This is a genomic window from Alphaproteobacteria bacterium (assembly GCA_040905865.1).
Taxonomy (GTDB): domain Bacteria; phylum Pseudomonadota; class Alphaproteobacteria; order UBA8366.
Map to the genome: position 1 here is coordinate 12,170 of JBBDQU010000010.1, position 20,710 is coordinate 32,879.

The window sequence follows — 20,710 nt, forward strand, 5'->3', positions numbered from 1 at the left end:
GTCCTTATACGCTCCGGGCAAGGGCGATACTGTCGAGCCGTTCCCTGAACGGCTCGGGATCCAGCCCCTGCGCCGCCACCCAGTCCGGGTTGAAATAGCTGTCGAGGTAGCGTTCGCCTGAATCGCAGATCAGCGTGACGACGCTGCCCTGTCGGCCGCGCTCCTGCATCTCGTTCAATACCGCAAGCGCGCCGAAAACATTGGTGCCGGTCGATCCGCCGCATTTCCGGCCGAGTATCCGTTCCAGCCAGTACAGGGTTGCAATGCTCGCCGCGTCCGGCACCCGCATCATCCGGTCGATCACGGCGGGCTGAAAGGACGGTTCGACCCGGGGGCGGCCGATGCCTTCAATGCGCGAACCGCTGCCGCTGCGCAACCCGGCATCGCGCGTCCTGTAGAAATCGTAGAAGACGGAGTTTTCCGGATCGACGACGCAGAGCTTGGTTTTCTTCACCAGCGCCGGGTTATAACGGATATAGCGGCCGATGGTGGCCGACGTGCCGCCCGTGCCGGCGCTCATGACGACCCAGTCCGGCACCGGATGGGATTCCTGCGCCATCTGCGCGAACAGGCTTTCCGCGATATTGTTGTTGCCGCGCCAGTCGGTGGCGCGCTCCGCATGGGTGAACTGGTCCATGTAATGGCCGTTGATCCGCGCCGCCAGCGCCTCCGCTTCGTCGTAGATCGCCCGCGGTTCGACCCTGCGGCATTCGCCGCCATAGAATTCGATCTGGTCGATCTTCCGCCGGGCCGTGCTTTTGGGCAGCACGGCGATGAAGGGCAGGCCGAGAAGCTGCGCAAAATAGGCTTCGGAAATCGCCGTGCTGCCGGAGGAACATTCGACGACAGGCGTATCGGGACCGATATGGCCGTTGCACAGCCCGTACAGGAACAGGGAGCGGGCCAGCCGGTGTTTCAGGCTGCCGGTGGGGTGGGTGGATTCATCCTTGAGATACAGGGTCAAATCCGGCAGGCCCGGCAGGTCAAGCCGGATCAGGTGCGTATCGGCGGACCGGTTGAAATCGGCGGCGATCCGGCTGACGGCCTCGGCGGCCCAGTCGCGGTTCCGCGCGGTCAGGTTAGCGCCGACAATATCGTCGGCGATCATCCGGCGGCCTTGTCTGCGACGAAGGCGCGGAACATCTGTTCGACCGGCTCGCGGTTCAGGTCGCGGGTAATCATCACCACCCGGCTGCGGCGGTCGTCGTCCGGCCAGGCGTCCAGGGTCGCCGGCGGGTGGAAGATATGCTGTACCCCGTGCACGACGACTGGCTTGTCGGATTCGATCACATTCAGGATACCCTTCACGCGCAGCAGCGACTCGCCATGGGTCGAAATCAGGGCGTCCATCCAGCCGGTGAAGGAATCCCAGGAGATCGGTTCATCCGCCGTCAGGCAATAGGCGCGGATGTGATCGTCATGCCGGTTGACGTCGTGATGATGGTGGTGATCGTGGTCGTGTCCGTCATGCTGCCCGGCCAGGGCAAAGGCCTCCTCGTTCAGCCACCGCGCCACATTCGGGCTTTTGGTTGCCGGGTCGTACAGCCCGGCGCCGAACAGCATGGCGGGGTCGACCGCGCCATGGGCGATCTCGTGGACCGCCGCCGCGGGATTGATGGACGCCAGCCGCGCTTTCAGCGCCGCGATTCCTTCCGGCGCCGCCATGTCGGTTTTGGTGATCAGCAGCCGGTCCGCGACGGCGGCCTGTTTCACCGTTTCGAACTGCTTGTCGAACTGGTCCAGCCCGTGCATGCCATCGACCGTGGTGATGACGCCGTCCAGTCGGTAGCGCGCGGCCAGCAGCGGATCGGTCATCAGCGTGTGCAGGATCGGCGCCGGATCGGCCAGGCCGGTGGTTTCGATGACCAGCCGCCTGAACGCCGGCACCTCGCCCTTGACCCGGCGGCGAAACAGGTTGCGCAGGGTATCGATCAGGTCACCCCGGATCGTGCAGCACAGGCAGCCGCTGGACAGCACCGTGATATCGTCGCTGGACGATTCGACCAGCATGTGATCGAGCCCGACCTCGCCGAATTCATTGATGACGACTGCCGTGTCGGCCATGCCCGGGTCGCGCAGCAGATGGGCCAGGACAGTCGTCTTGCCGCTGCCGAGAAACCCGGTCAATACGGATACCGGCAGGCGTTCGCCCGCCGTTTCGTGAATCTGTGTGTCGTTCATGGATTCACCCTTTGGCGGCGCCGCGGCAGTCGGGGCACAGCCCGGTGACTTCGATCATCTGGCGCTGCGCCTGAAAGCCCATCTGTTCCGCACCCCGGCGCACCGCATCGTTGATTCCACTGTCGTTCATCTCGACGGCGGCGCTGCATCGCGCGCAGATCAGGAACTGTCCGCTATGGCTTTCGGTCGGATGGATGCAGCCGACAAAGGCGTTCATGGATTCAATGCGGTGGATCAGGCCGATTTCGATCAGGAATTCGAGCGCCCGGTATACGGTCGGCGGGGCGGCGCGGGGATATTCGGGTTTCAGGGCATCGAGGATCGCGTAGGCGCCGATCGGTTCATGGGTTTCCCAGATCAGCGACAATACGCGCTGGCGGATTTTCGTAAACCGGATGCCCCGTTCGGCGCATAGCTTCGCCGCCGTATCGATGGCGGTATCGATACAGTGCTGATGGTCGTGCGGACCCGCTTTGAAGGCGCGCGGCAAGGGCATGCCGCAGTATAGCATCAGCCTGCATCCGCGCCACAAGCATGCCCTGTTTGCCAGCCGGGCGGAATCGCTTTAAATCCCTGCCAGGCATGGCAGATGAGGATCAGGGGATGGATGGCGGCGGAATCAGCGAATCGCTGGAAGGATACCATATCGAGGAACTGTCGGTCGGCATGACCGCGGTTTTCGCCAAGACGATCACCGAGGCCGATATCGTCCTGTTCGCGGGCACGTCCGGCGACATGAACCCGATCCACGTCAATGACGAATATGCGCAGGAAACCCGCTTCAGGGGGCGGATTGCGCACGGTTTCCTGACCGGCAGCCTGATTTCGACATGCCTTGGCATGAAGCTGCCGGGGCCGGGCTGCATTTACGTCAAGCAGGACATGAATTTCCGGGCTCCGGTGCGGCCGGGCGATACGGTCCAGGCACGGGCAACCGTGGTGGACATCAATCGCGAAAGCCGCCGGATTACACTGGAAACGGTGGCGACGGTCGGCGCGACGGTCGTGATCGACGGCCATGCGGTCATGATCGTGCCCGGCCGCCGCGCTGCGTCCGCGTGACCCTTTTGTTCCAGGGGCAATTCGGCTACACAGCGCAGCGCGAGGGAGGGGCCATGCAAATTCTGCGGCATTTCAAGGACGTCCCGGCGGCGGTACAGCATTGCGTCGTCGTCCTGGGCAATTTTGACGGCGTCCACCGCGGCCATCAGGCGGTGATCGGCCAGGGCGCCGAAATCGCCGGCAGGCTGGGCGCACCGCTGGTTGTGCTGACCTTCGAACCGCATCCGCGCAGTTTTTTCCGGCCGCACGATCCGCCCTTCCGCCTGACGCCGGCGCGCAGCAAGGCGCGGCAGATCGCGGCGCTGGGCGTGGACGCCCTTGTCGTGCTGGATTTCGACGTGGCGTTTTCGCAGATTGCGGCTGAAGATTTTGTGCAGCAGGTGCTGATCGATGGCCTGCATGCAAGGCATATCGTGGTCGGCCACGATTTCCGCTTCGGCCGCCAGCGCGGCGGCGATGCGGCGCTGCTGCGTGTCATGGGGGAACCGAACGGATTCGGCGTGACGTCCATTTCCCCGGTCGCTTCCGCCGACGGCGAAACCTATTCCTCCAGCCATATCCGCGAAAATATCGTTGCGGGCAAACCGGCCCATGCCGCGGCGATGCTGGGCCGACCTTTCGAGGTTGAGGGCACGGTGCAGCATGGCGAAAAGCGCGGCCGCACGCTGGGATTTCCGACGGCGAATATCGATATCGGCGGCTATGTGCATCCGGCGCTGGGCGTTTACGCGGTGCGCGCGGCGATCGATCCCAATGGCGCGCCCGAATGGATCGACGGCGTCGCGTATTTCGGCGACCGGCCTACCGTGGACGGCAAGGGGTTGCTGCTGGAGGTAAATCTGTTTGACTTCGACGGCGACCTTTACGGCCGGAACATGCGGGTTGCGCTGATCGAATACCTGCGGCCGGACCACAGGTTCGACAGTCTTGAGGCCCTGCAGAAGCAGATCGCCGAAGACAGCGCCACGGCGCGGCGGATACTTAAAGTGCGGGCCGCCGGCGCGCCTTGACCTCGGACGGTGTCATGCATAGGATCGCGCGCCCGTCAACTGGCGGAAACCATTTGATATTTACAGGAACGGAGCCCGTGCAATGAGCGCGGATTACAAGGATACGGTTTTCCTGCCGAAGACCGACTTTCCGATGAAGGCGGGATTGCCGCAGCGCGAGCCGGAACTGCTGGCCCGGTGGGAGTCGATGGATCTTTGGGGAAAGCTGCGCGCGCAGTCGAAGGGACGCGAACCCTTCGTCCTGCATGACGGCCCGCCCTATGCGAACGGGCACCTGCATATCGGACATGCGCTGAACAAGATCCTGAAGGATGTGATCAACCGGTTCGAGCAGATGCGCGGCAAGGATGCGAACTACGTACCCGGCTGGGACTGCCACGGCCTGCCCATCGAATGGAAGATAGAGGAGGGTTACCGCGAGAAGGGCCTCGACAAGGACGAGGTGCCGATTGCCGAGTTCCGCAAGGAATGCCGCGATTTCGCCGCGCACTGGATCGAAATCCAGCGCGCGGAATTCAAGCGGCTGGGCGTACTGGGCGACTGGGAAAATCCCTATACCACCATGGCCTACGGTGCCGAGGCGCAGATCGCACGGGAAATCGGCAAGTTCCTGATGAACGGGGGCTTGTTCAAGGGCTCCAAACCGGTGATGTGGTCGATTGTCGAGCGGACGGCGCTGGCGGAGGCCGAAGTCGAGTACATGGACCATCGTTCGCCGACGATATGGGTCCGTTTCCCGGTCGTTTCGGCGAAAACGCCGTTGCTGGACGGCGCGGACATCGTGATCTGGACGACGACCCCCTGGACCATTCCGGGCAATCGCGGCGTCGCCTGCCACGAAAAATTCGACTATGTCGTGATCGAGGTGACGGAGACGGCGGACGACAGCCTCGCAAGGCCGGGTGACCGGCTGGTCCTTGCCTCGGCGCTGCTGGCAGAAACGGCGGAAAAGGCGAAAATCACCAGTCATCGCGAACTTGGCCGCGTCAAGGGGGCCGCCATCGAAGGCAGCCTCTGCGCCCATCCCTGGCGCGGGCAGGGCTATGACTTCGATATTCCGGTCATGCTGGCGGACTTCGTGACGGACGAGACCGGCACCGGATTCGTGCATATCGCCCCCGGTCATGGCGCGGACGATTATATCCTCGGCATGCGCTATGGGCTGGAAGTGCCACGCACGGTGGCCGAGGACGGCACGTATTTTCCGGAAGTCCCGCTGATGAGCGGGACGGCGATTCTGACGGATGACGGGAAGGACGGTAATGCAAACGGCGCCGTGATCCGGCTGCTGATCGAAGCCGGCGCCCTGCTGGCCAAGGGCTCGCTGCGCCACAGCTATCCGCATTCATGGCGGTCGAAGGCGCCGCTGATCTTCCGCAACACCACGCAGTGGTTTATTTCGATGGAAACGAACGGGTTGCGGGACAAGGCGCTGCAGGCGATCGAGGACACAAGATTCTATCCCGAAGGCGGCAAGAACCGGCTGCATTCGATGATCGCGCAGCGCCCGGACTGGTGCATCTCGCGCCAGCGCGCCTGGGGCGTGCCGATCCCGATCTTCGTCAACCGGGCGAGCGGCGAGCCGCTGCGCGATCAGGCCGTCATCGACCGGGTCGCCGCGGCGTTCGAGGAAGAAGGCGCCGATGCCTGGTTCTCCAGCCCGCCCGAGCGCTTCCTCGGCAATGACTACAATGCCGATGACTACGAACGGGTGACCGACGTCGTCGACGTCTGGTTCGATTCCGGATCGACCCACAGCTTCGTGCTGGAGGACCGGGATGACCTGCGCTGGCCGGCGTCGCTCTACCTCGAAGGCTCGGACCAGCATCGCGGCTGGTTCCATTCCTCGCTGCTGGAGGCCTGCGGCACGCGCGGCCGCGCGCCGTATGACGCGGTGCTGACGCATGGTTTCGTGATGGCCGAAGACGGCCGCAAGATGTCGAAATCGCTCGGCAACGTGGTAGTGCCGCAGGAGGTCAACGACAAGTTCGGGGCGGAAACGCTGCGGCTGTGGGTGGTTGCCTCCGATTATTCCGAAGACCTGAAAATCGGCCCCGAGATCATCAAGCGGCTGACCGATTCATACCGCCGCCTGCGCAATACCCTGCGCTGGCTGCTGGGAAATCTGCGGGCCTATGACCCGGCGCACCGGGTTGCGGTCGCCGATATGCCGGAACTGGAACGCTGGGTGCTGCACCGGTTGCGGGAACTCGATACGCTGGTGCGGCAATGCGCCTCGGAATACGATTTCCACCGGATTTTTCGCGAGCTGCATGATTTCTGCGCCGTCGACCTGTCCGCCTTCTACTTCGATATCCGCAAGGATTCCCTGTATTGCGACCGGCCGGACGATCCGACCCGGTTGGCCACGCTGACGGTGCTGGACGAGGTGTTCAACTGCCTGACGGCCTGGTTCGCGCCAATCCTGTGCTTCACGGCGGAAGAAGCATGGCTGGCCCGGACCGGCGACACGCCGGATAACAGTGTCCATCTGCGGCAATTCCCGGACATTCCCGACGACTGGCGCGACGATGCGCTGGCGGCGAAATGGGCGGTGATCCGCCAGGTCCGCCGGGCCGTGACGGGGGCGCTGGAAATCGAGCGGGCGGAAAAGCGCATCGGTTCCAGCCTGCAGGCGACGCCGACCGTCTATACCGGCGCGGCGGAAGTCGCGGCGTTCAGCGGCGTCGATGCGGCCGAAATCGCGATCACCTCGGCGCTGCATATTGTCGAGGGCGCGCCGCCGGCGCACGCTTTCAGCCTGCCGGATATTCCTGGTATCGGCGTCGTTGTCGCGCCGGCGGATGGCGTAAAATGCGAACGCTGCTGGCAGGTGCGGATCGACGTCGGCGCCGACCCGGAAATGCCGGAAGTCTGCGGCCGGTGCGCGGATGCGGTGCGGGTGTTGCGGGCGGCGGCGGAATAGGCGGTTCCCGAATGATCCGTCTCGGGCTCGGCCTGGCGGCGCTGGTCGCCATTCTCGACCAGTCGTCGAAATGGCTGATCCTGACACAGGTGATGTCGCCGCCGCGCGTCGTGGAAATTACAGGGTTCTTTAATCTTGTGCTGGTCGGCAATCGGGGCATCAGTTTCGGGTTGTTGAGCAATGATTCTCCCTGGGCGCAGCCGGTACTGGCGGTGCTGGCATTCGGTATTTCGATCGTGCTGCTCATCTGGCTGCGGCGTGCGGAAACGCGCTTCCTTGGCGCCGCCATCGGTCTGGTGCTGGGCGGCGCCATCGGCAATGCGGTCGACCGGCTGGTGCATGGCGCTGTGGTCGATTTTCTGGATTTCCACGCGATGGGTTATCACTGGCCAGCCTTCAACGTTGCCGATTCAGCGATTTGCGTGGGGGTATTTCTTATTCTTCTGGACGGGTTGTTTGCGGGTAAAAGTAAAACCAGGTAATATGCCCACGGCATTTTACGGTAGAACAGGGTTCGGACCGATGCGAAAAACAGTCCCCATATCCATGATGACGATTTTGACCGCGGGGGTCCTGCTGTCCGGTTGCGGCGGCGCCCAGGGTGGCAACATCCTCGGATTCGAAAAGAACGCCCCGGATGAATTCGCGGTCGTAAAACGGGCGCCGCTTGCCCTGCCGCCGGATTACGGTCTTCGTCCGCCGCGGCCCGGCGCGCCGCGTCCGCAGGAGGAAGACGCAAGGCAAACAGCACAGAACAGCCTGATCGGCGGCACCTCGGCGCCCGAACGCCAGACCCGCCGGGACATTCGTATCGCCCGGGCGGAGCGCACCGCCGGTCGTTCGGCCGGCGAAATCGCCTTGCTGAACCGGACAGGGGCGCTGGAAGTCGATCCCTCGATCCGGCAGGTTATCAACAGCGAAACGGCCGGCGCCGTAAACGATGTCGAGGAAAGTTTTGTCGACAAGCTGCTTTTCTGGCGTGACAGGAAAGAAGTTAAGGGAACGTCGGAATACGCCGTGATCGACCCGGCCCGCGAAAAGCAGCGGCTGCGCGAGAACGAAAGCCTCGGCAAGCCCGTCACGGCGGGGAAGACCCCGACGATCAAACGCAAGGAAGGCGGTCTGCTTTTCTAGATCGGATCGGGTTTGCTGGAATCGTCCATGGCGATCCCACGGTCAGGTGCCCACGGTCCGGGGGAAGGTACTCCAGCCCCGGCTGGCCTGCCGCCGATCAAAGCGCTGTGATCTTTCTCCATCGACCTTGAGAGAGGGACGGCGAGGACCCATCTGTCACGGTATCCAACTGGTATCGTATTGGAGGTTCCATGGCGCGCCTTGCCGCAATAATCACATTATCAGCCATTCTGTCCCTGGCGGCTTCGCTGCCGGGACGCGCGGTCGTATTCAGTCCGGAATCCTTTACGCTCGACAATGGCATGCAGGTTGTCGTGGTAAGCAATCACCGCGTTCCCGTGGTGACCCACATGATCTGGTACAAGGTCGGGGCCATGGACGAACCGCCGGGAAAGTCGGGGTTGGCGCATTACCTTGAACACCTGATGTTCAAGGGAACGGAATCCCTGGAGCCCGGTGAGTTTTCCGCCATCGTGGCCCGCAATGGCGGGCAGGAAAATGCGTTCACCTCACAGGACTATACCGGATACTACCAGTCTGTCGCCGTCGACCGGCTGGAACTGATGATGAAGATAGAGGCGGACCGGATGACGAACCTGGTCCTGACCGATGAAATCATCGAGCCCGAGCGACAGGTCGTGATCGAGGAGCGCCGCAGCCGCACCGACAACGAACCGTCGGCCTTGTTGCGGGAACAGGTGAATACGGCATTTTTTCAGAATCATCCCTATCGGCTTCCGATTATCGGCTGGCAGCACGAAATCGAGGGTCTCACGCGGGATGACCTGATATCCTTTTACCGGGCCTGGTATGCGCCCAATAACGCGGTTCTCGTCATTTCCGGCGACGTGACGGTCGAAATGGTGCGGCCCCTGGCGGAAAAGTATTATGGTGTTATTCCCGCTCGCCCATTGCCCGAACGCGTGGCATGGCGCGAGCCGCCGCTGAATGCCGACCGGGGGGTGGAAATGAAGCATCCCCGGGTCCGGCAACCGGTCTGGTCGCGGCGTTTCATGGCGCCAGGCGTGATTTATGGCGCGACCGAACATGCGGATGCGCTGCAGGTGCTCAGTGAAATCCTCGCCGGCGGTGCGACGAGCCGCCTGTACCGCACGCTGGTTGTCGAGGAGAAGGTCGCGGTGTCGGCCGGAGCCTGGTATGAAGGCGACGGGCGCGGACCGGGCGTCTTCGGCTTCTATATCTCGCCGCCGCAGAATGGCGATGTCCGGGCTGCGGCGGTGGCGATGGACGCTGAAATCAAGAAGCTGATCGACAAGGGCGTCACCGAAGACGAAGTCGAGCGCGCTGTCAGGGAATTGCAGGATTCCGCCATATATGCGCTGGATTCCTTCCAGACTCCGGCGCGCGTGATCGGCGGAGCGCTTTCCATCGGTCAGACAATTGAGGATGTGGAATCCTGGCCGGATCGGATCGGCGCGATAACGGTCGATGCGGTTAACCGGGCAATCGCAGCGGTTCTGAAAGACCAGCACTCGGTAACGGCGCTGTTGTTGCCGGAACCGACGAGTTGAGGAAATCATGATGTCGAAGCGCTTGATCTGTGGGCTCGTACTGGGTCTTTTCTGGCTTGCCGTAAACCCCGCGCGGGCGGTGGAGGTGGAGCGTGTGGTCAGCCCTGGCGGTATCGAGGCCTGGCTCGTCCGCGACCATAGCGTTCCCATAACCGCGATTGAATTCAGCTTCAGCGGCACTGGCGGGGCGCACGACCCGGACGGCAAGGCGGGGCTGGCGGAAATGGTCTCGAGCCTGATCGACGAGGGCGCCGGCGACCTGGACAGCCAGGCCTTTCAGCGCAAGATGGAAGACATGTCGATCCGGATCAGCTTCTCGGCCGGGCTGGAAACGTTCCGGGGCAGCCTGAAGACCCTGAACCGGCACCGGGACGATGCCGCGGACCTGTTGCGCCTGTCGCTGACCGCGCCGCGTTTCGATCCCGATGCCGTCGCGCGGATCCGGCAACAGATTCTCGTGGGCCTGCAGCAGCAGTCAACCGACCCGGATTCGATTGCCCGCAAGGTCTGGCGGCGCGCCGTATTTGCGGATCATCCCTACGGGCGGCCCGTCGGCGGGACGGTTGAATCGGTTGCGGGCATCACCATCGATGACATGAAGGATTTCGTTGCCAATCGCTTTGCGCGCGACAACCTGATTATTGGCGTCGTCGGCGATATCACGGTGGATGCGCTGGGACCGATGCTGGACAGTATTTTTGGCGCATTGCCCGCGACGTCCCGTCCGACGCCGTTGGCGGACGCGGCGATCGTTTCCGGCGGCGAAACCTATGTCGTCGAAATGGACAATCCGCAAAGCGTCGTCGTGTTCGGCCAGGCCGGCCTGCGGCGCGACGATCCGGACTATTACGCCGCCTATGTGATGAATTACGTGCTTGGCGGCGGCGGGTTCGCCTCCCGGCTGTATCACGAGGTGCGTGAAAAGCGCGGCCTTGCCTACAGCGTTTACAGCTATCTGAACCCGACGCGGCACGGCGCGCTGATTTCCGGCGGTGTCGCGACGCGAAACGACCGGGTGGCGACATCGCTGTCCGTCATTCGGGACGAATGGCTGCGGATGTATGAGGAAGGCCCGAGCGAATCGGAACTGGCCAATGCCAAGACGTTTCTGAACGGGTCATTCCCGCTGCGGCTGAGCAGCACCAGCAGCATCGCCCGGCTGCTGGTTTCCATGCAGTACCACAAACTGGGCCAGGACTATATCGAGCGGCGCGCGGAAATCATCGATGCGGTCACGCTGGACGATGTGCGGCGGGTGGCGAAGCGGCTGCTGGCGCCGGAGAAACTGACGGTGGTCGTCGTCGGCAAGCCGCAGGGCATAACGCCAACATCGGCGGCGCCGGAGATCAGGAGCTGAGAGGCCGCAGGGGTCAGGGGTCCACGCGCGCGGTCGCCGACCCGGTGATAACCGTCTTGCCGTCCTGGTTGACCGTTTCGAGGGCGAGTTCGGCATAATGCGCGCCTCCTTCCTCGCGGACTTCCAGCACCGTCGCCTTCGATGTCAGCGTATCGCCGGGCCATACCTGATTGGTGAAGCGGACGCCGAATTTCGTCAGCCGTCCGTCGCCGACATAATTGGTCAGCATCTTGCCGGTCAGGCCCATCGACAGCATGCCATGAGCGAACACACCGGGATATCCGGCGACTTCACGGCTGTACAGGTCGTCGCTGTGCAGGGGGTTGTAGTCGCCGGAAGCGCCGGCATACATGACGATCTGCGTCCGCGTCAGGTCATCGACGACGACCTCTTCATAGGTGTCGCCAACGCTGAGCCTGCTTGCACTTAACGGCATCCGGGATCCCCTTAATTCTGTTCGACGGGGCGTTCGGTCTTTACGCCGACGCTACGCGCGGTAACAACAAGCTCGCCATTCCGGTCGCGGTATTCATGGATGGTTTCCGTGAACAGCAGCTTTCCGGCCCGCCGGCTTTCCTTTTCCCAGGTCTTGCCCGGCTTTCTGGTGACGGTGAGGACATCGCCGGGCTTCATCTGCTGGTGATACTCGAAATGCATTTCGGCATGCAGGCCGCCGGTGCTGGGGGCGGGGCCGTCCAGCCCGGTCGGGTTCTTGCCGGAACCGAACCAGGGCACGTTCGGGCGGTACCTCAGGTGATAATCTGGGTCGAACTGGTAGACGGCGCGCGCAAAGGTCGGCGGCGCCAGGATATGCCCCGCCTCGCTGTCTTTCGCGTATTCCGCATCGCTGTAAATCGGGTTTTCGTCGCCTATCGAGCGCGCAAACATCATGATATGACCCGCCTCGACCGGCATCCTGATTTCGTCCGCCACGGACATCCTCCCACAGAATTTTCGCAATAAGCCCACCGCGGTGACCCGCCATCGGCGGATGATTAAACCGTGCGTATTGTAACGACAGCGATGGAAGCCACGCAAGACGCGGGCGACGGTGCGGCCCATCGTCACGGATTGCCGTTTGATTTGAGATACGATGGCCGGAAATGGTGCGCCTAGAGGGTGCAACCTCGAACACCTTACCGGAAACACTGGAAGACTGGAACGAACAACTTCAACATTTGGATATAGATAAGCTCGACAACGATTTCGGAGGGCCGCAGCCATGATGGACCTGCCCCTTCAGTCGAGCCGGAAGCCGTTCAACGATTCCGCCGCGCCCGCCAGCAGGCGGAAGCCGAAAGCCCCGCCGCCGTAGCAGTTCCAGAGGCTGCGCGGGGCATTGACGGAACGGCACACAGGCCGCGTCCATGAACTGGACGACGATATTCGGCATTATGGCGCGATGGAGAAATCCGCGCTGGAGGCTCACAGGGACGCATTCTTCAAGGCAGCCAAACAACGTCAGGAGCAGCCGGAAACGGATCGGCCCATTCGTCGGGGTCGAAGGGCGAGCACGGCACGGAATGTCGATCAGACTGACAGAGCGGATTCCGCGAAACCGGCGCGGTCGCGCCGCGACCGGAGCCCCGAACGATAGCAGACGGTGTCCGCTCAACCGATCTCCGGGCGTCAGAACAGCGTGAATTGTTACCGGGCCAGCCACGCTTCAATGCGTTTAAGACACGACGGGAGGTCATCTCTCACCTCATAAACCCAGAATCGGAGTACATCGTATCCGAGCTCAAAAAGTCTCTGGTTTCGAATTGGGTCCCGACGACAAAGCTCACCCGTCCAATATAACAGGGGCAATGCGGAAGCGATATCACACTGACTAGCTTCATCGAAGACGACGATATCAAAGACACCGGGATCAAAGGGCTGAAGTATGAAGTGGCCCATCACTGTACCGCCTTCAGCGAATAGCTGGTGCTCCGCCCGCCGCCGGGGTCGCGCGCGAGAATGTCTTTGCCGATGAGGTCGTTGATATCGCGCAGCGCGGTGTCGGGCGAGGACTTGGTGAGTTTCGCCCATTTCGAGGAAGTCATCTTACCCTCGAACCCGTCAAGTAGCCGGTTGAGGATGTTGCGCTGGCGCTCGTTGAGCGGCTGCTCCCTGTGCGTTTCCCAGAACCGGGCCTTGTGCAGAACACCTGCAAGGGTTTCTTCCGCGCCGCCAATAGCCCGGTCGAGACAACCCAGGAACCAATTCAGCCACAAGGTGATGTCGAGGTTACCCCGCTGCGTGGCCTCCAGGACGCTGTAATAGGCATTCCGATCCAGGCGGATTTGCGCGGACATGCTGTAAAAGCGCTGCGGGCTTTGGTCGGAACGTGCCAGCGCCATATCGGCAATGGCGCGTGCGATGCGGCCGTTGCCGTCGTCAAAGGGGTGGATGGTGACGAACCATAGATGCGCGAGCGCCGCCTTGAGGACCGGGTCGAGCGGCAGGCCGGCATTGAACCATTTCAGGAAAGCCGACATTTCCGCATTGAGACGCGGCGCGGCGGGCGCTTCGAAGTGAACGCGCTCACGCCCCAGCGGCCCGGAGACCACCTGCATCGGACCGGTTTTATCGTCACGCCATGCGCCGACGATAATTCTGGTCATGCCACTGCGCCCTGTGGGGAACAAAGCGGCATGCCAGCCGAACAGGCGTTCATCGGTCAGCGGTTCATCGTATTTCTGGGTGGCGTCGAGCATCATCTCGACCATGCCTTCGACGTGCCGCTCGGCCGGAGTCAACGCGCCGATATCCATGCCTAGCCGCCGGGCAATCGAGGAGCGGACTTGTTCCCTGTCGAGGATTTCGCCCTCGATCTCACTGGATTTGAGTACATCTTCGGTGAGGGTGGCCAACACCGCTTCGGCGCGCAGATCGAAGCCCAGGGATTCCATGCGCCCGATCAACCGCCCCTGCCGATGGCGTAGCGGCGCGAGCCGATGGGACACCGAAACCTCGTCCCACCGAAAGCCGGGCCACTCTTTTATCTCATGGATATATGGCGGCATTCTCCGCACTCCTTACGGAGATTATATCCGATTTTCACCGCAAAACGCCAGAAATTTCTCCGCAAAATATGCGGGGATTATGTCTAGCATTCTCCGCAATTGGGTATGCGGGTCCAGGGGCGCAGGCTTCTGGTCGATGGTCCGGGAGAGCGAAATCTCCCGGTCGTCTCCAGGGGCGAAACCATGGTGCGGGTTCCATGGGCGGCAGACGCCCTGGTCGCAGGTCCATCGGCGACAACGATGGCCATGGGGGTTTCGGGGGAGCGCGGAGGCTCCCCTGAATGGAGGTGCACCGGCCAGACGGATGCGAGTGATGAACCGGCGATACGGTTTGATGGCGCAATTAGGCTCGATGCCTATATTGCGCCAAGACCGGGGGGATGCAACGGGGACGCGCCAGCGGGTCCCCTTGCCAAGATGGTTTTAATGTTCACCAAACGGGTCCCTTTAGCATCAGTAAAACATGCAGAAATCCGGCAATAAAGCGGGACTATTACTTGGTCCCATTGCCGGGAGGGAGCCGGAAAAATGGCACTGAGCAAATTAAGTACTGCGTTCTTCGGCAGCGTTCTGGCCGCAAGCGCGGCCCTTGCGCCGCAATCGCCAGCGGTCGCCCAGGACGCGACCACACAGACCACGCGCGTCGCCGCGACAGAGGCAACGGGCGAAACGGCGATGGTCAAGGGAAAGCCGGTGACGTTGCGTATCGGACCGGGTTTCAATCCAATTTCGGCAGATGGTGTCGCTTCTGTTCTGCGTAGCGAGGGGTGTCCGGTCACCGTGACCGGTGAAGGCGGATTAACGGCATAGAACGACACGCCGGGGGCGTTTGTTCCGGCGCGAGACGCGCAAGTCGCGCACGGCCTGCCTCAGCAGATGGGCGGCGACTTCACCCATTTTTCGCGCGCTGATGCTGTCCAGCTGGCGGGCGCGGTGCGTCAGGCCGATAGCCTGTTCGCACCGCCGGTTCAGTTCCTGAAAATCTATCGGTATCATGGCAACACCTCGCAATCAGGATGTCTCATGATTGAGGATGCGCCGGAAATGGCGTTGCCGCAGTGACCGGCATCACGTCTGTCGGGATTTCTTACGATTGCGGTTTGCCGGTCCCGATACCATGCAGTGCGTTGGGAATGTTGCCGTTTTGTGACGGGAACGGGCGCCGGGGCCGGAATTTGAACCGGGAAAGTGTCGGAATACTTTACAAAAAGCGAACCGGAAAATGTGGAAATAATAGATTAATCGTTATAAATCAATACTGTATCTATATGGCCCGAAAATTGCTGCTCCCATGCAACGATGTTCCTGAGGGGACGGGGGTGGGCGGCTGAGACAGTCCGTTCGTATTTGAAGCATCATGTCGAAAGCTGGCTCCGGCGGTCCGAATATTCGGGCCGCCGTTTTCGATTCCGCGCCGGTAGCGGGCGGCGAGCGTCCCTATACCGTCAGGCCACCTCGAACAGCCCCGCCGCGCCCATGCCGCCGCCGATGCACATGGTGCAGACAACCCGTTTCGCACCGCGGCGCCTGCCCTCGATCAGCGCGTGGCCGACCATCCGTGCGCCGCTCATGCCGAAAGGATGGCCGATGGATATCGCGCCGCCATTCACGTTCAGCAGTTCGTTGGGAATGCCGAGATAGTCGCGGCAGTACAGGACCTGCACCGCGAAGGCCTCGTTCAGTTCCCACAGGTCGATATCGTCCATTTTCAGCCCGTGCCGTTCCAGCAGCCGGGGCACCGCATGGATCGGGCCGATGCCCATCTCGTCCGGTTCGCAGCCGGCGACGGCGAGGCCCCGGAACCAGCCCAGCGGTTCGAGGCCGCGCTGCTCGGCCAGCTTCGCATCCATGACGACCGTGGCCGAGGCGCCGTCGGACAACTGGCTGGCATTGCCGGCGGTGATGAAGGCGTCGTCGCCCATGACCGGTTTCAGCCCGGCCAGCCCGTCCAGCGAAGTCGTCGGCCGGTTGCCCTCGTCCTGCGACAGGGTGACGGTTTCCGGCCGGGTCTCGCCGGTCTCCCGGTCCGTGACGACCTTGCGCGTCGTCATCGCCACGATCTCGTCGTCGAACCGCCCGGCCTGCTGCGCCGCCGCCGTGCGCAGCTGGCTCTGCAGCGCATATTCGTCCTGGGCCTCGCGGCTGACGCCATAGCGCCGGGCCACGGTTTCCGCCGTCTGGATCATGCTGTCGTACAGCGCCGGCTTGTGCGCGCGAATCCAGTCGCTTTCCTCATGGTAACTGTTGCGGTGTTCGTTGACGGTCAGGCTGACCGATTCCAGCCCGCCCGCGACCATGACGGGGACATGGTCGACGATGACCCGCTGCGCCGCCATGGCGATGGTCTGCATGCCGGACGAACAGAACCGGTTGATCGTGGCGCCCGAGGTGGTTTCCGGCAGCCCGGCGCGGATCGCGATCTGCCGCGCGATATTGCCCCCGGTCGCGCCCTCCGGCATGGCGCAGCCCATCAGCACGTCCTCGACCTCGTCGGGCTCGATTCCGGCGCGCTCGACTGCATGCCGCACCGCATGCGCCCCAAGCTCCGCCCCGTGGGTATCGTTGAAGGCGCCGCGATAGGCCCTGCCGATCGGCGTGCGCGCGGTGGAAACGATAACGGCTTCCTTCATGGGAGTGCGTCCTTTGTTAACATGCCGGGAGCGACAGCGTAGCGCTCCCGGACGATCCGGCGCAACGGCGGTGGGCGGCTATGACGGGACAGCCGCTTGCGCCATAATTCGCCGCAACCCCACTGAACGGAACGAAGGATACCGCACATGGCCCGGATGGAAGACCTCGTCGAGTCCGAACAGGAACACCTGCGGCGCCTGCCGCTGCCGCAATTCGACACCACGCCCTGGGTTACGGGGCCGCCGCTGGCGGAACGGCGGGTGGCGATCGTCACCTCCGCCGGGTTGAGCCTGCGCGGCGAGAAGCTGTTTACGCGCGGCGCGGCGGATTACCGGGTGATCGCGGGCGACGCGGATACCGCCGACGTGCTGATGAACCATGTCTCGGTGAATTTCGACCGCACCGGCTTCCAGGACGACGTGAACGTCGTCTACCCCATCGACCGGCTGAAGGAGATGGCGGCGGCGGGGGAAATCGGGTCGGTCGCGGATTTCCACTATTCCTTCATGGGCGCGACGGATACGGCGCCGATGGAGGCGAGCGCCCGGGAACTGGCCGGCATGATGAAGGCGGACCGGGTCGACGCGGTCATCCTGACCCCCGTCTGACCCAACTGCACGCGCGCCGTGAGCGCGCTTGCCCATTACTTCGAGGAAGAGGGGCTGGCGACGACCGCCATCGCGCTGGTGCGGCCCCATGCGGAAAAGATCCGCCCGCCGCGGGCGCTGTGGGTGCCGTTCGAACTTGGCCGGCCGCTCGGCGCGCCGGACGAACCGGCATTCCAGAAACGCGTGCTGCGCGCCGCGCTGGCGCTGCTCGAATCGCCGGACGGGCCGGTGGTGCTGGCGGATTTCGACGAGGATGCGCCGGGGCCGAAATCCTTGGACATGACCGGCTGGGTCTGCCCGGTCAGTTTCGGCGCCCCGCCCGCCGCGGATGAGGGACCGGTCACCGCCATGCTGCGGGAAATCGGCGAACTGTCGCCCTGGTACCAGCTGTCGCTGGACCGCCGCAAACGGACCATGGTCGGCGTCAGCGGGCTGGAGATCGAGGCGGCGGCGCGTTATGTGGCGTCGTTCCTGGAGGGGACTCCCGCCGACAATCCGCTGCCGGACCGGGCCCCGGCCTTCGCCTTCAAGGACGCGTTCACCGATATCCTGGCGTATTATTCCGAAGCGGGAACCGCGCAGCCGGGCAGGCGGTCCAGCCAGGAGGTGCAGGGCTGGTTCTGGGACCGGACCGCGGCGGGCGCGCTGATGCGGCGGGTGCGCGACGCGGCGCGCGCCAGCGCGGATGGCGATCTGCGGGTTTTTGCGGAGCGGACGATGCTGCCCAAGACACAGGGCGGCTGAGTGGTAACGGGCGGCTTGTCGCGGCGGTATTCTACGCGGTCCGGCGGTTCGTTTCCGGCGTCCAGGAAACCAGCGGCGCGCGATTCGCCATCCAGATATCCTGGGCGGCGGCCAGCCGCTCGCGACCGCCCAGCGGCGAAAAATGCAGCAGCACCCGGCTCGCGCCCCGGCGCCGCGCTTCGGACGCGGCCGCGACCGGCGCGATGCCGGCCGCGAAGTTGCCGGTTTCGCCGACAAGGATGATCCGCCAGCGATCGGGTCCCAGGGTGTCGGTCACCAGCAGGTATATACCGGCCGCGTTCGGCAGCGGGTCGTCGATTCCAAACTCGGTAAACCCGAAGTAGACGCCGGACTGGCTGCGATGGGTGACCGTTCTGCGCGGCTTTCTGCCGTGTCCATCGGGTAAATCGGGCATTGTCACCGCTTTCCGGTCCTGTCCTGGAAGAGCGGCCCCGCATGGTTTACGGGGCCAACGTATCGCAGCGACATTTTTACTAGGTAATGCGTTAACGATGGGTTAACGGACAACATCTTGTGGATAACTTGTGTATTATTTTATCTAACCGTTTCGTTGGACAGGGTTTTTCGTCAACGGCCTCACCCCGCGATCCTGGCAGCGACTGCCGCGCCGAATGCATCCGTACCCAGTTTCCCGCCAAGATCAACGGTCCGACCGGCCGGGTCGACCAGTTGCGCATCGACTGCTTCGTCGAGCCGCCGGGCGGCCTCGCTCAGGTCTTCGCGGCCGCGCCGTTCGCCGAGCCATGCCAGCAGCATGCCGGCCGACAGCATCAGCGCGGTCGGGTTGGCGCTGTTCTTGCCGGCAATGTCCGGGGCGGAACCGTGGGCGGCCTGGGCGATGGCGCGGTCCTTGCCGGCATTGATCGACGGGCCGAGACCCAGCCCGCCGGACAGTTCCGCGGCCAGATCCGACAGGATGTCGCCGAACATGTTGGTGGTGACGACCACGTCGAACGCGGCGGGCTTGCGCACCAGCAGCGCGGCCATGGCATCGACGATGACATCGTCCACTTCCAGTTCCGGGTAATCCGCCGCGACACCGCGCACCACGTCGTAGAACAGCCCGTCGGACAGTTTCAGGACGTTGCGCTTGTGCACGATGGTCAGCTTCCTGCGCCGGGTCATCGCCAGCCGGCAGGCGGATTCGGCGATGCGCTCCGATGCCGCGCGGGTGATCTTGCGCACGACCAGCGCCATGTCCTCGGTCGGCATGAATTCGCCCGATCCCTGGAACATCGACCGGTCGGCATAAAAGCCTTCGGTGTTCTCCCGCGCGATGACGAGATCGATGTCCGACGCCAGGCAGGGCACCCCCGGCCGCGCCCGCGACGGGCGGATGTTGGCGTACAGGTCCAGGTTCTTGCGGAACCAGGGCGACAGGGTGATGCCGCCCTGCGACTCCGGCGGGTAGACCAGCGAATCGGTCGGCCCGAGGATGACGCCGTCGCTCGCCATCACCTGCGCCTGAACCGCTTCGGTCAGGGTGGTACCGTTCTTTTCATAGCTTTCCAGCCCCGCTTCGGCATGGGTGAGTTCCAGCCCCAGGTTGAACCGGTGATTCAGGGCCTCGACGGCCTTGACCGTCGCGCCGGTGATTTCGGGGCCGATGCCGTCGGCGGCGAGAACGAGAAGTTTCACGTCTTGTACTCCAGTTGAATTCAGGCGGATGCCACGATGAACAGGCGGCGGAACGCAAACAGCGTCCTGCCGTCGGATTCCGGTGGATAGGCTTTGGCGACCAGGGCCCGGTACCGCGATTCGAATTCGCTGCGCCAGGGTTCGTCCATCTTTCCCAGGTATCGGGTCAACTGGCTGCCCCTGGTATATTCGGCGACCGGATTGTCGCCGTCCAGGACCTGCAGGTATTCGGTTTCCCAGATATCGAGGTCTTTCGCCTGCCCGGCAAGCAGGTTGCGGTACCATGCCGGCTTCTGCGTCGGGTTGGCGTCGCGGATCGGCGCCAGCAGGTCGCGCCACGGGCCGTCTTCGATGACGTCGTCGATCAGCCTGTGCGACGGGGCGTCGTCGTTGCGCGGTATCTGGATGGCCAGCGTTCCGCCGGGCGCGACATACCCCAGCAGCCGCGGGAACAGCGTGTCGTGATCCGGGACCCATTGCAGGGCCGCGTTGGAAAAAACGACGTCGTACCGCGTGGCCGGAGTCCATTCCGTGATATCGGCGAATTCAAAGGTCTCATCCGGCATCGCCGTGCGGGCGCGCGCCAGCATCGTGTCCGAATTGTCGAGTCCCAGTATGCTTGCGTCGGGCCAGCGCCGGCGCAGCAGCGGCGTGATATTGCCGGGGCCGCAGCCCAGATCGATGACCGTGCCGGGCGTTTCCTGCGGGATGCGGGCCAGCAGGTCGATGGCCGGCTGCATGCGCGGTCCGGCGAAGGCGAGGTACTGGCCTGGGTTCCATGCCATGCGGCGTTTCTTTCGGCAGTCGGGCGATTTCCGGGTTGCCCGGATGGACCATACGCTTTTAGATCAGATTGTG

21 protein-coding genes are annotated in these 20,710 nt (G+C 63.4%); 11 read left to right on the forward strand and 10 right to left on the reverse strand.

Going from position 1 to position 20,710, the window contains the following annotated elements:
• Nucleotides 1–4: 4 nt before the first annotated feature.
• Genes WD767_02705 through WD767_02715 form a run of 3 tightly spaced genes read right to left on the reverse strand, consistent with a single transcriptional unit; the run spans nt 5 to nt 2,677 of the window.
• Entirely contained in the window at nt 5–1,108 is a 1,104-nt protein-coding gene (locus WD767_02705) for a PLP-dependent cysteine synthase family protein (GenBank protein ID MEX2614983.1), read from the reverse strand.
• A complete protein-coding gene (locus WD767_02710; GenBank protein MEX2614984.1) occupies nt 1,105–2,181 on the reverse strand; it encodes a GTP-binding protein in 1,077 nt (358 codons plus the stop codon). The genes WD767_02705 and WD767_02710 overlap by 4 nt, the downstream gene beginning before the upstream one ends.
• A gap of 4 nt (nt 2,182–2,185) precedes the next feature.
• Complete coding sequence (locus WD767_02715) at nt 2,186–2,677, reverse strand: transcriptional repressor (protein MEX2614985.1); 492 nt, start codon at nt 2,675–2,677, stop codon at nt 2,186–2,188.
• A gap of 107 nt (nt 2,678–2,784) precedes the next feature.
• Here WD767_02715 and WD767_02720 point away from each other — a divergent pair, with 107 nt between their 5' ends.
• From WD767_02720 to WD767_02750, 7 genes are all read left to right on the forward strand, one after another.
• The gene (locus WD767_02720; GenBank protein ID MEX2614986.1) at nt 2,785–3,243 is read left to right on the forward strand and encodes a MaoC family dehydratase; all 459 of its coding nucleotides are present in this window, start codon (nt 2,785–2,787) and stop codon (nt 3,241–3,243) included.
• Between the two features lie 53 nt (nt 3,244–3,296).
• A complete protein-coding gene (locus tag WD767_02725) occupies nt 3,297–4,253 on the forward strand; it encodes a bifunctional riboflavin kinase/FAD synthetase (GenBank protein MEX2614987.1) in 957 nt (318 codons plus the stop codon).
• 82 nt (nt 4,254–4,335) lie between these two features.
• Complete coding sequence (ileS, locus tag WD767_02730) at nt 4,336–7,179, forward strand: isoleucine--tRNA ligase (GenBank protein MEX2614988.1); 2,844 nt, start codon at nt 4,336–4,338, stop codon at nt 7,177–7,179.
• 11 nt (nt 7,180–7,190) lie between these two features.
• Nucleotides 7,191–7,661 (forward strand): signal peptidase II, encoded by a 471-nt coding sequence (gene lspA, locus WD767_02735; GenBank protein ID MEX2614989.1) that lies wholly within the window; start codon nt 7,191–7,193, stop codon nt 7,659–7,661.
• A gap of 40 nt (nt 7,662–7,701) precedes the next feature.
• Nucleotides 7,702–8,313, forward strand: a complete 612-nt coding sequence (locus WD767_02740) for a DUF3035 domain-containing protein (GenBank protein MEX2614990.1) — start codon at nt 7,702–7,704, stop codon at nt 8,311–8,313.
• Nucleotides 8,314–8,504: 191 nt separating this feature from the next.
• Nucleotides 8,505–9,845 (forward strand): pitrilysin family protein, encoded by a 1,341-nt coding sequence (locus tag WD767_02745; protein MEX2614991.1) that lies wholly within the window; start codon nt 8,505–8,507, stop codon nt 9,843–9,845.
• A 7-nt stretch (nt 9,846–9,852) separates the two neighbouring features.
• On the forward strand, nt 9,853–11,202 hold the full coding sequence (locus WD767_02750; protein ID MEX2614992.1) for a pitrilysin family protein: 1,350 nt from the start codon (nt 9,853–9,855) through the stop codon (nt 11,200–11,202).
• A 13-nt stretch (nt 11,203–11,215) separates the two neighbouring features.
• Here the strand turns inward: WD767_02750 and WD767_02755 are convergent, their stop codons facing one another.
• From WD767_02755 to WD767_02765, 3 genes are all read right to left on the reverse strand, one after another.
• Nucleotides 11,216–11,638 (reverse strand): MaoC/PaaZ C-terminal domain-containing protein, encoded by a 423-nt coding sequence (locus WD767_02755; GenBank protein MEX2614993.1) that lies wholly within the window; start codon nt 11,636–11,638, stop codon nt 11,216–11,218.
• An 11-nt stretch (nt 11,639–11,649) separates the two neighbouring features.
• A complete protein-coding gene (locus WD767_02760) occupies nt 11,650–12,141 on the reverse strand; it encodes a MaoC family dehydratase N-terminal domain-containing protein (protein ID MEX2614994.1) in 492 nt (163 codons plus the stop codon).
• Between the two features lie 959 nt (nt 12,142–13,100).
• A complete protein-coding gene (locus tag WD767_02765; protein MEX2614995.1) occupies nt 13,101–14,210 on the reverse strand; it encodes a Fic family protein in 1,110 nt (369 codons plus the stop codon).
• Nucleotides 14,211–14,738: 528 nt separating this feature from the next.
• Between WD767_02765 and WD767_02770 the strand changes: the two genes are divergently transcribed.
• Both WD767_02770 and WD767_02775 read left to right on the forward strand, forming a co-directional pair.
• A complete protein-coding gene (locus WD767_02770) occupies nt 14,739–15,020 on the forward strand; it encodes a hypothetical protein (protein MEX2614996.1) in 282 nt (93 codons plus the stop codon).
• Between the two features lie 66 nt (nt 15,021–15,086).
• The gene (locus tag WD767_02775) at nt 15,087–15,272 is read left to right on the forward strand and encodes a hypothetical protein (GenBank protein MEX2614997.1); all 186 of its coding nucleotides are present in this window, start codon (nt 15,087–15,089) and stop codon (nt 15,270–15,272) included.
• A gap of 383 nt (nt 15,273–15,655) precedes the next feature.
• Here the strand turns inward: WD767_02775 and WD767_02780 are convergent, their stop codons facing one another.
• Nucleotides 15,656–16,840, reverse strand: a complete 1,185-nt coding sequence (locus WD767_02780) for an acetyl-CoA C-acyltransferase (protein ID MEX2614998.1) — start codon at nt 16,838–16,840, stop codon at nt 15,656–15,658.
• A 147-nt stretch (nt 16,841–16,987) separates the two neighbouring features.
• Between WD767_02780 and WD767_02785 the strand changes: the two genes are divergently transcribed.
• Nucleotides 16,988–17,449, forward strand: a complete 462-nt coding sequence (locus tag WD767_02785) for a glycine/sarcosine/betaine reductase selenoprotein B family protein (GenBank protein ID MEX2614999.1) — start codon at nt 16,988–16,990, stop codon at nt 17,447–17,449.
• Nucleotides 17,450–17,467: 18 nt separating this feature from the next.
• A complete protein-coding gene (locus tag WD767_02790) occupies nt 17,468–18,193 on the forward strand; it encodes a hypothetical protein (GenBank protein ID MEX2615000.1) in 726 nt (241 codons plus the stop codon).
• 31 nt (nt 18,194–18,224) lie between these two features.
• Here WD767_02790 and WD767_02795 read toward each other — a convergent pair whose 3' ends face one another.
• The 3 genes from WD767_02795 to WD767_02805 form a co-directional block, all read right to left on the reverse strand.
• A complete protein-coding gene (locus WD767_02795; protein MEX2615001.1) occupies nt 18,225–18,608 on the reverse strand; it encodes a hypothetical protein in 384 nt (127 codons plus the stop codon).
• A 182-nt stretch (nt 18,609–18,790) separates the two neighbouring features.
• A complete protein-coding gene (locus WD767_02800; protein ID MEX2615002.1) occupies nt 18,791–19,852 on the reverse strand; it encodes an isocitrate/isopropylmalate dehydrogenase family protein in 1,062 nt (353 codons plus the stop codon).
• A gap of 20 nt (nt 19,853–19,872) precedes the next feature.
• Nucleotides 19,873–20,637 carry a methyltransferase domain-containing protein gene (locus tag WD767_02805; protein ID MEX2615003.1) on the reverse strand — a complete coding sequence of 255 codons (765 nt, stop codon included), beginning with the start codon at nt 20,635–20,637 and terminating at the stop codon, nt 19,873–19,875.
• Between the last annotated feature and the right edge of the window lie 73 nt (nt 20,638–20,710).

What these genes read in the sequence shown, in the direction of transcription:
- WD767_02760 (MEX2614994.1), bottom strand. Translation starts at nt 12,141, where the DNA reads ATGTCCGTGGCGGACGAAATCAGGATGCCGGTCGAGGCGGGTCATATC.
- WD767_02785 (MEX2614999.1), top strand. Translation starts at nt 16,988, where the DNA reads ATGGCCCGGATGGAAGACCTCGTCGAGTCCGAACAGGAACACCTGCGG.
- WD767_02750 (MEX2614992.1), top strand. Translation starts at nt 9,853, where the DNA reads ATGATGTCGAAGCGCTTGATCTGTGGGCTCGTACTGGGTCTTTTCTGG.
- WD767_02765 (MEX2614995.1), bottom strand. Translation starts at nt 14,210, where the DNA reads ATGCCGCCATATATCCATGAGATAAAAGAGTGGCCCGGCTTTCGGTGG.
- WD767_02710 (MEX2614984.1), bottom strand. Translation starts at nt 2,181, where the DNA reads ATGAACGACACACAGATTCACGAAACGGCGGGCGAACGCCTGCCGGTA.
- WD767_02745 (MEX2614991.1), top strand. Translation starts at nt 8,505, where the DNA reads ATGGCGCGCCTTGCCGCAATAATCACATTATCAGCCATTCTGTCCCTG.
- WD767_02805 (MEX2615003.1), bottom strand. Translation starts at nt 20,637, where the DNA reads ATGGCATGGAACCCAGGCCAGTACCTCGCCTTCGCCGGACCGCGCATG.
- WD767_02755 (MEX2614993.1), bottom strand. Translation starts at nt 11,638, where the DNA reads ATGCCGTTAAGTGCAAGCAGGCTCAGCGTTGGCGACACCTATGAAGAG.
- WD767_02740 (MEX2614990.1), top strand. Translation starts at nt 7,702, where the DNA reads ATGCGAAAAACAGTCCCCATATCCATGATGACGATTTTGACCGCGGGG.
- WD767_02770 (MEX2614996.1), top strand. Translation starts at nt 14,739, where the DNA reads ATGGCACTGAGCAAATTAAGTACTGCGTTCTTCGGCAGCGTTCTGGCC.
- WD767_02775 (MEX2614997.1), top strand. Translation starts at nt 15,087, where the DNA reads ATGGGCGGCGACTTCACCCATTTTTCGCGCGCTGATGCTGTCCAGCTG.
- ileS (MEX2614988.1), top strand. Translation starts at nt 4,336, where the DNA reads ATGAGCGCGGATTACAAGGATACGGTTTTCCTGCCGAAGACCGACTTT.
- WD767_02725 (MEX2614987.1), top strand. Translation starts at nt 3,297, where the DNA reads ATGCAAATTCTGCGGCATTTCAAGGACGTCCCGGCGGCGGTACAGCAT.
- lspA (MEX2614989.1), top strand. Translation starts at nt 7,191, where the DNA reads ATGATCCGTCTCGGGCTCGGCCTGGCGGCGCTGGTCGCCATTCTCGAC.
- WD767_02780 (MEX2614998.1), bottom strand. Translation starts at nt 16,840, where the DNA reads ATGAAGGAAGCCGTTATCGTTTCCACCGCGCGCACGCCGATCGGCAGG.
- WD767_02715 (MEX2614985.1), bottom strand. Translation starts at nt 2,677, where the DNA reads ATGCCCTTGCCGCGCGCCTTCAAAGCGGGTCCGCACGACCATCAGCAC.
- WD767_02720 (MEX2614986.1), top strand. Translation starts at nt 2,785, where the DNA reads ATGGATGGCGGCGGAATCAGCGAATCGCTGGAAGGATACCATATCGAG.
- WD767_02705 (MEX2614983.1), bottom strand. Translation starts at nt 1,108, where the DNA reads ATGATCGCCGACGATATTGTCGGCGCTAACCTGACCGCGCGGAACCGC.
- WD767_02795 (MEX2615001.1), bottom strand. Translation starts at nt 18,608, where the DNA reads ATGCCCGATTTACCCGATGGACACGGCAGAAAGCCGCGCAGAACGGTC.